Genomic DNA, 8,219 nt, shown 5'->3' with positions numbered 1-8,219 from the left:
GTTCGTGCACGGGCTGCACGTGACGCTGGTCGTCAGCGCGGTCCTGCTGCTCGCGGGCGCGCTGGCCGCGCTGAAGCTGCCGCGCCGGATGGAGTGCGAGGAGTCCGCGCCCGCCCCGTCCCCGGAGAAGGCCGGGAGCGCGGGTACGGAGCGCGCCGGGACCGCTGAGGTCGGCGCGCCGCGGCGCCCGTCGTCGCGCACCGAGTCCCGGACCGAGCCGCGGACCCAGTCGACCGCTGTCTGAGCCGACCGCTGTCTGACGCGGCTCACGTGCGCGGGCACGACCGGCCGGACGGCAGGCAGGAAACCGGTGCTGCCAGGGCGGCGGGCGAGACCCGCCGGACAGGTCGGGCGCCCGGCCGTGCGGCCGGGCGGTGCCCCTTCCCGTCGGTTCCGGCGGAGCCGGTCAGCTCTGGTTGAAGAATCCGTCGGGCTGCGGGGTGGCCTCGCGCCCGGACACGATCTGGGTGTCCGCCGGGGTCAGCAGGAACACCCGGGTCGCGACCCGGTCGATCGAACCGCGCAGACCGAAGATGAGGCCCGCCGCGAAGTCCACGACCCGCTTGGCGTCGTTCGGATCCATCGACGTGAGGTTCATGATCACCGGGACGCCGTCCCGGAACATCTCGCCGATCCGGCGCGCGTCCCGGAAGCTGTCCGGAGTCACGGTGCCGATGCGGCGCCCCTTCTCCTCGGCCTCCTCGGTCGCCACCTTCACCCGCGGGTCCGTCACCCAGGAGTCGTCCCTGGACTCGGTCCCCTCGGCGTAGTCGTCGTCGTAGTAACGCTCGTCATCGTTGTCGTCGACGAGGCCAAGCCAGGCACTCGCCTTGCGCACCGATCCCATGGACGCCTCCTCTCACAGCGGTCCCTCTGTGTTCCGCATGTCGTGCATCCCCAATGTTCGTCCATGATGCAGATCCCGCGCCAAGGGGATAGTCGCCGCGCGGGGTTTTCGTGACGGTACTGGTGCACAGTCAACACGGCGTGACCCCGGCATTCCCAAGGGGTGCGTGGGGTACGGCTGCTGACAGTGAGTGAAATATGATTCTTCACGGCGTTTGGGTTAGTTGCGGGGCGTACGGGTGAACGAACGGCGAGCGGGACGGCTCGGTACGATGCCGTCGTTCGCGGTCCATCACGTGTTGACGGTGCGTGTCGGTCCAGTTGACGCACCGTCATCCGGTGCACGGGGGAGTCACCTTGTTCGGAATAGTCAGGCCCTGCAGCCACCGGCTCGGCGAGGGGCTCAAGACGCAGTGGATGGCCCATCTGTGCGGGCTCTGTCTGGCGCTGCGCGGTGATCACGGGCAGTTCGCCCGGGTCGTCACCAACTACGACGGGCTGCTCGTCTCGGTCCTGACGGAGGCTCAGACCGAGTCGGCCGCGACCGGTGGCGGGCGCCGCCAGGCCGGCCCCTGCCCGCTGCGCGGCATGCGCACCGCCTCCGTCGCCCAGGGCGAGGGTGCCCGGCTCGCCGCCGCCGTCTCGCTCGTCCTCGCCTCGGCGAAGGTCCGCGACCACGTCGACGACCGCGACGGCGTCTTCGCCCGCAGGCCCGTCGCCGCCGCCGCGCGCAAGGTCGCCGCGAGCTGGGGAAGGGCCGGGGCCCGCACGGGATCTGACATCGGGTTCGACACGGCGGTGCTCGTCGACGCCGTGGAGCGGCAGGCCGGCCTCGAGTCGCTCGCCGGGCCCGGCAGCTCCGTGCTCACCGTGACCGAGCCGACCGAGACCGCGACCGCCGCCGCCTTCGCCCACACCGCCGTGCTCGCCGGCCGCCCGCACAACGCGGAGCCGCTCGCCGAGGCGGGCCGCCTCTTCGGCCGCCTCGCCCACCTCCTCGACGCCGTCGAGGACCGGGACGCCGACGCCGCGGCCGGCGCCTGGAACCCGCTCACCGCCACCGGCACCCCGCTGCCCGAGGCCCGCCGGCTCGCCGACGACGCCGTGCACGGGATCCGGCTCGCCCTGCGGGAGGTCGACTTCGCCGACGGGCGGCTCGCGCACCTGCTGCTCGCGCACGAGCTCGGCCGGTCCGTCGACCGCGCCTTCGGCACCGGCGGCTGCGCGGCCGGGCACGGCCCGCACGCCGCCACCGCCTCCACGCCCCAGCACGGCCAGGGCCCGCAGGGCTGGGCCCCGACCGGCGCCCCGGGCAGCCCGTACGAGCCGGACGGGTCGGGCGCGTACGCCTCCAACAACCCCTACGGCGGCGGACCGCAGGGCCCCGGTGGCCCCGGCGGCTGGGGCGGAGGCGGCGGTGACGGCTTCGGCGGCGGTCCCTCGCAGCCGCAGCGGCCCGGCAAGCGCGGCTTCTTCGCCGGGTGCTTCGCGGCGGTCGGCCTGTGCTGCACCTGCAAGGTCTGCTGCGCCGACGAGTTCGAGGGCCCCTGGTCCCGCAAGAAACGGGAGGGCTGCTGCAACGCGTGCGACTGCGACTGCTCGTGCTGCGAGGCGTGTTCGTGCTGCGAGGTCTGCGAGTGCTGCTCCTGCTGCGACTGCTGACCCCGCCGTCCGGCCCGCCCCGATGGGGCTCCGCAGGTCCCCGCCCCGAGGCGCTCAGTCCTTGATCTCGGGCGGGGAGATCTGTGACGTCTTGATCGCGGACGGGCCGGTGCCCCACTTGTCGAGGATCTTCCGGTAGGTGCCGTCCTCGATCAGCTTGTTCACCGCCGCCCGGAAGGCGGGCGCCAGCGGGGTGCCCTTCTTGAAGGCGAAGCCGACGTCCAGGCGGTGGAACTCGTTGAGGAAGCGCAGTCCCTCCTGGTGCCGCACCGCGTAGCGCAGCCCGTTGATCGTGCTCATCACCACGTCCGAGCGGCCCTGCTGGAGTGAGGACCACACCGCGCTCGACTCCGCGTACGTCTTCACGCTGTAGGCCTTCTTGCCCACGCTTGCGCAGTCGTTCCTGTGCTGTTCGAGGGTCGCCTCGAAGGTCGTGCCCGCGCCCGTGGCCACGTTCAGGCCGCACAGCTGAGTGAGAGCGGTGATCTTCTTCAGGTCGCTGTCCTTGCGCACGGCGAAGCCCTGGCCGTCGTTGATGTACGTGACGAAGTCGATGGTCTTCCGGCGTTCGTCGGTGACGCCGAAGTTGCCCGTGCCCAGGTCGTACTTGCCGCTGTCGAGGGCGGGCAGGATCGCCTCGAAGCTCGCCACCTCCTGGTCGAGCCGGAGGCCGAGCACCTTGGCGACGGCCTGCGCGAAGTCGACGTCCTGGCCGGCGATGGTCTTGCCGTCCGGCAGATAGGCCGAGCCCGGAGGGGTGCCGCCCACGGTCACCGCGATTCTGAGCCGGCCGCTCCTGCGGACGTCCGCGGGGAGCAGTTTCGCGGCGGCGGGATCCTTGTGCAGGGCGGAGACCACGTCGCGGGTCGGGATGCTGTCGTTCTGCGCGGCGCCTGCGGGGGCCGCGTCGTCGGCGTCGCCGGAGCCGCACGCGGTCAGTCCCAGTGTCGCGACGGTGATCAGCGCGAAGGCGGAGGTCAGGGTGGAGGAGCGCATGACGGATGGACTGCCCTTCGAAGGCGGCACGGACGGCGGGAAGCGAGGTGAGGCGAGGCGCTGTGGAACCAGGTGGAGCGCGGTGGAGCGAGGGGAGGGGAGGGCGCAGCAGGGTGAAGGCGCGAAGGAGGCGCGCACGGCACGGCGGCCGCGCGGCGCACACAGGACGCGGAAAGCGCGACGGACCCGGACGGGTCCGGTCGAAAGAGAAGGACGCGGGCGCGCGGTGGAAGCGGGCGGGCGTCAGACGGCGTCGCGGAAGGGACGCCGGAAGGGCATCAACAAGACGCGGACCACACTCGACCGAAGTCGATGTGGGAGCGCGTGACCAGCCACTGCTGCGGATGCATGGGCCAAGTGGAACAGGCATCCGTTTTCCCGTCAACTCACTTGAGACGTACGGCTCACAGTCTGGACACCCTTGACAGATGACGTGAACAGCCCCTTACTCTCGGTGCGGTACCGCTGCTGAGGGGCTCGGTGCCGGACGTACCGCAGACGTGAAGGCAAGACCGTGCCGGACTTCCGGCATCCGGAGCCTGCCATGTCCTCACAGACCCTCATCAAGATCCCGAAGACCCCGCCCCGCGCGGCGCCCGCCGACGCCGGCCTGCCGCGCATCGTCCCGCAGCGCCGCACCGGCCAGTGGATCGCCGCCGCGCTCGTCCTCGCATTGCTCGGCCTCGCCGTGAACTCGGTGCTGCGCAACGAGGCCTTCCAGTGGGACGTCGTCGCCGACTACTTCACCACCACGGCCGTCCTGCGGGGCCTCGGCCTCACCCTGTGGCTGACCGCGCTCGTGATGGTCCTGGGCTTCGCCCTCGGCACCCTGCTCGCCGTCATGCGGCTGTCCGCCAACCCTGTGCTGCGCGCGGTCAGTTGGGGCTACGTGTGGCTGTTCCGGTCCATGCCGATCCTGGTCCAGCTGCTGTTCTGGTTCAACATCGGCGCCCTGTACCCGCACATCCTCGGCATCAGAACGGTCGACCTGTTCGGCCCGGTCACCGTCGCCGTGGTCGGGCTGACCCTGCACGAGGCCGCGTACGCCGCCGAAGTGGTGCGCGGCGGCATCCTCTCGGTCGACCGGGGGCAGATCGAGGCCGCGCAGGCGCTCGGTCTCGGCCGTGTCCGCCGCTGGCGCCGCATCGTGCTGCCGCAGGCGATGCGCTCCATCGTGCCGCCCGCCGGCAACATGCTGATCGGCACCCTCAAGGGCACCTCCATCGTCAGCGTCATCGCCGTGCAGGACCTGCTCTACTCGGTGCAGCTCGTCTACCACCGCACCTACCAGGTCATCCCGCTGCTCCTGGTCGCCACCCTCTGGTACGTCGTCGTCACCTCCCTGCTCAGCGTCGGCCAGCACTACGTCGAGCGGCACTACGCGCGCGGGACCGGGCGATGAGCGCCGTACGCCCGGTGCGCCGCTCGCTCGTCGTCGTCGGGGCCGGGCCGCGCGGGACCGGCGTCCTCGAGCGGATCGCCGCCAACGCGCGCGGGCTGGACGGCGGTTCGGGTTCCCTGGACCTCGACATCCACCTCGTCGACCCGTTCCCGCCGGGCGGCGGCCGCATCTGGCGCGAGGACCAGTCCCCGCTGCTCTGGATGAACTCGCAGGCGCAGGACGTCACGATGTTCACCGACGACACGGTGGACCTCGAGGGTCCCGTGCTGCCCGGGCCCGCGCTGCACGAGTGGGCCGGCCTCGACGGGCGCGTCTTCCCCGACCGGCGCCGCCAGGGCGGCTATCTGCGCTGGGTGTACGAGAAGGCGGTCGCCGACCTGCCCGCCGGTGTCGTCGTCCACCACCACGCGCGGCGCGCCCTGCGGCTGTCCGGGACGCGGCGCGGCCGCCAGCAGGTGTGGCTCGAAGGCCGCCCACGCCCGCTCACGGCCGACGCGGTCGTCCTCACACAGGGCCACCTCGACGCCGAACCGGACGACGAGCAGCGCGAGTTGAGCGCGTACGCCGACCGGCACGGGCTCGTCCACCTGCCGCCGGACTTCACCGCGGACTCCGACCTCAGCCGGCTCGCACCCGGCCAGGACGTCATCGTGCGCGGCTTCGGGCTCGCCTTCGTCGACCTGATGGTGCTGCTCACGGAGGGCCGCGGGGGCCGCTTCGAGGGCGACCGGTACGTGCCCTCCGGGCGCGAGCCCGTGCTGCACGTCGGCTCGCGGCGCGGGGTGCCGTACCACGCGAAGATCGGCTACGACTGGGACGCGGGCAGCGGCGACCGGCCGCCGCTGCCGCGCTTCCTCGGCCCCGCCCAGATCGACGGACTCCTCGCGCGCGCGTCCGGGTACGACTTCCGGCGCGACGTGTGGCCGCTCGTCGACAAGGAACTCGGCTACGCCCACTACCACCGCCTGTTCACCGCCCACCCCGAGCGCACCGCCGTCGCCTGGACCGACTTCGAGGAGAAGTACGCCGCGGCCGAACCGCTCAGCGCCGAACTCCGGGCCCTGGTCGCCGCCTCCGTCCCCGACCCCGCCGACCGGCTCGACCTCACCGGCCTCGACCACCCCCTCGACGGCGTCCGGCACTCCTCGCCCGAGGCGCTCCAGGACGCGCTGCGCGACTACATCGGCGCCGATCTGGACCGCCGCCACGACCCCGCGCACGACCCCGACCTCGCCGTGTTCCTCGGGCTGCTCTCCGTGTACGGGCAGCTCGTCCGGCTCGGCGACCTCGGCCCCTGGTGGCACGGCTTCTTCAGCTACCTCGCGTCCGGGCCGCCCGGGCCGAGGCTGCGCCGTCTGCTCGCCCTGTCCCGCGCCGGAGTCGTCCGCTTCCTCGGGGCGGGGCTGCGGGTGAGCGCCGAGGACGGCGTCTTCCGGGCGACCGGTGACACCGTGCCCGGGGCCGTCCTGGAGGCCCGCGCCCTGGTCGAGGCCCGGCTCCCGCAGCCGACGCTGGCCCGCACCCGCGACCGGCTGCTGCGCGCCCTGCACGCCGAGGGCGCGGCCGCGACCCCCACCGGGCTGCTGGCCGTCGACCCCGCCGACGGCCGGATCCTGCACCGCGACGGCAGCGCCCATCCGCGCCGCTTCGCCCTCGGCCCGCACACGAACGCCCGGGGCGCCGGCGCCTTCACCCGGCCGCGCACCAACAGCCCGACGTTCCGGCAGAACGACGCCACGGCGCGCGCCGTGCTCGACCTCCTGCGCGCACTGGACCCGTCCCCGGCCGCGGCCTGATCCCCGTACGCCCCTGCTCCGCAGCCCCGTCCCCGTGAGGACCTTCATGTCTTTGACCGGCGATCCCCCGCTCACGCCACCCGTCGACAAGGAACCGGGCGCCGCGCCGGTGCGGGCCGACGACGACCCCAGCGGGCTGAAGGTCGTGCCCGTGCGCCACCCCTGGCGCTGGGTCGCCATCGCCGTCACCGCCGTACTGCTCGCCCAGTTCGCGCACGGGCTCGTCACCAACCCCGGCTGGGAATGGGAGGTGTTCGGCGAGTTCTTCACCGCCGACGTCATCCTCAAGGCCGTCTGGACGACCCTCCAGCTCACCCTCTACGGGACCGTCCTCGGCTTCGCGCTCGGCATCGTGCTCGCCTTCATGCGCCTGTCGCGGAGCCGGTTCCTGCGCACGGTGGCCTTCGGCTACATCTGGGCGTTCCGCTCGATCCCGCTCATCGTGCAACTGCTCTTCTGGTTCAACCTGGCCTACCTCTACAAGGAGGTGCAGTTCGGCATCCCCTTCGGGCCCGGCTTCCTCTCCTTCGACACGATGGGGCTCGTCGGCGCGATGAGCGCCGCCGTCCTCGGTCTCGCCCTGCACCAGGCCGCGTACGCCGCCGAGATCGTGCGCGGCGGTGTCCTGGCCGTCGACGGCGGCCAGCTGGAGGCCGCGGCCGCGCTCGGCATCCCGCGGCTGCGGCAGATCCGCCGGATCGTCCTGCCGCAGGCGATGCGCTCGATCCTGCCCAACGCCGCCAACGAGGTCATCTCCCTCTTCAAGGGCACCTCGATCGTCTCCGTCATGGCGATCGGCGAACTCTTCTACCAGGTGCAGGTCATCTACGGCCGCAACGGCCGCGTGGTGCCCCTCCTGATGGTCGCCACCGCCTGGTACATCCTCCTGACCAGCGCGCTCTCCGTACTCCAGCACTACGTGGAACGCCACTACGCGAAAGGCACGACCCGATGAGCGCCCCCGCCCCTGCTCCCGTCCCCGCATCCGCCTCTGCGTCCGCCTCCGACACCTCTGGCACCGCCGAGACCTCCCGCCCCGACGCCGTCCCCATGGTGGACATCAAGTCCGTCCACAAGAGCTTCGGCTCACTGGAGGTGCTGCGCGGCATCGACCTCCAGGTGCGCACCGGCGAGGTCACCGTCGTCCTCGGCCCGTCCGGGTCGGGCAAGTCGACCCTGCTGCGCACCATCAACCACCTGGAGAAGGTCGACAGCGGCTGGATCAGCGTCGACGGCTCCCTCGTCGGCTACCGCCGCTCCGGCGACAAGCTGTACGAACTGCGCGAGCGCGAGGTCCTGCGCCAGCGCACCCACATCGGCTTCGTGTTCCAGAACTTCAACCTGTTCCCGCACCTCACGGTCCTGGACAACGTCGTCGAGGCGCCCGTCTCCGCTCTGAAGCGGCCGCGCGCCCAGGCCGTCGAGAGCGCCCGCCGCCTCCTCGACCGGGTCGGGCTCGGCGACAAGGCGGACGCCTACCCCCGGCAGCTGTCCGGCGGCCAGCAGCAGCGCGTCGC

General features: G+C 72.4%; 7 protein-coding genes and 1 pseudogene. 6 read left to right on the top strand and 2 right to left on the bottom strand.

Annotation, left to right across the window (positions count from 1 at the left end; all coding sequences use genetic code 11):
• Positions 1 to 244 (top strand): annotated as a pseudogene (locus GTW43_RS37415) (MFS transporter); the annotation flags it as partial.
• A 162-nt stretch (positions 245 to 406) separates the two neighbouring features.
• Here the strand turns inward: GTW43_RS37415 and GTW43_RS05920 are convergent.
• Positions 407 to 847 (bottom strand): cell division protein SepF, encoded by a 441-nt coding sequence (locus tag GTW43_RS05920; protein ID WP_161300556.1) that lies wholly within the window; start codon positions 845 to 847, stop codon positions 407 to 409.
• Positions 848 to 1,203: 356 nt separating this feature from the next.
• Between GTW43_RS05920 and GTW43_RS05915 the strand changes: the two genes are divergently transcribed.
• Positions 1,204 to 2,508, top strand: a complete 1,305-nt coding sequence (locus tag GTW43_RS05915; RefSeq protein ID WP_161300555.1) for a DUF5685 family protein — start codon at positions 1,204 to 1,206, stop codon at positions 2,506 to 2,508.
• Positions 2,509 to 2,562: 54 nt separating this feature from the next.
• Here GTW43_RS05915 and GTW43_RS05910 read toward each other — a convergent pair whose 3' ends face one another.
• Positions 2,563 to 3,504, bottom strand: coding sequence for an ABC transporter substrate-binding protein (locus GTW43_RS05910; RefSeq protein WP_161300554.1), 942 nt, complete (start codon positions 3,502 to 3,504; stop codon positions 2,563 to 2,565).
• A gap of 544 nt (positions 3,505 to 4,048) precedes the next feature.
• Here GTW43_RS05910 and GTW43_RS05905 point away from each other — a divergent pair.
• From GTW43_RS05905 to GTW43_RS05890, 4 genes are all read left to right on the top strand, one after another.
• Positions 4,049 to 4,906 (top strand): amino acid ABC transporter permease, encoded by an 858-nt coding sequence (locus tag GTW43_RS05905; RefSeq protein WP_161300553.1) that lies wholly within the window; start codon positions 4,049 to 4,051, stop codon positions 4,904 to 4,906.
• Positions 4,903 to 6,702, top strand: a complete 1,800-nt coding sequence (locus GTW43_RS05900; RefSeq protein ID WP_202501096.1) for an FAD/NAD(P)-binding protein — start codon at positions 4,903 to 4,905, stop codon at positions 6,700 to 6,702. The genes GTW43_RS05905 and GTW43_RS05900 overlap by 4 nt, the downstream gene beginning before the upstream one ends.
• 46 nt (positions 6,703 to 6,748) lie before the next feature.
• Positions 6,749 to 7,657 carry an amino acid ABC transporter permease gene (locus GTW43_RS05895; RefSeq protein WP_161300552.1) on the top strand — a complete coding sequence of 303 codons (909 nt, stop codon included), beginning with the start codon at positions 6,749 to 6,751 and terminating at the stop codon, positions 7,655 to 7,657.
• 95 nt (positions 7,658 to 7,752) lie between these two features.
• A partial coding sequence (locus GTW43_RS05890; protein WP_161300551.1) for an ATP-binding cassette domain-containing protein occupies positions 7,753 to 8,219 on the top strand: 467 nt, incomplete at its 3' end.

Source organism: Streptomyces sp. SID5785, assembly GCF_009870065.1.
Taxonomy (GTDB): domain Bacteria; phylum Actinomycetota; class Actinomycetes; order Streptomycetales; family Streptomycetaceae; genus Streptomyces.
Note: the sequence above shows the minus strand (reverse complement) of the source record. Positions and strands in the feature narration are given on the sequence as shown.

Bases quoted from the DNA above. Each gene is read 5' to 3' on its own strand.
- GTW43_RS05920 (WP_161300556.1), bottom strand. From the start codon at position 847: ATGGGATCGGTGCGCAAGGCGAGTGCCTGGCTTGGCCTCGTCGACGAC.
- GTW43_RS05910 (WP_161300554.1), bottom strand. From the start codon at position 3,504: ATGCGCTCCTCCACCCTGACCTCCGCCTTCGCGCTGATCACCGTCGCG.
- GTW43_RS05905 (WP_161300553.1), top strand. From the start codon at position 4,049: ATGTCCTCACAGACCCTCATCAAGATCCCGAAGACCCCGCCCCGCGCG.
- GTW43_RS05900 (WP_202501096.1), top strand. From the start codon at position 4,903: ATGAGCGCCGTACGCCCGGTGCGCCGCTCGCTCGTCGTCGTCGGGGCC.
- GTW43_RS05895 (WP_161300552.1), top strand. From the start codon at position 6,749: ATGTCTTTGACCGGCGATCCCCCGCTCACGCCACCCGTCGACAAGGAA.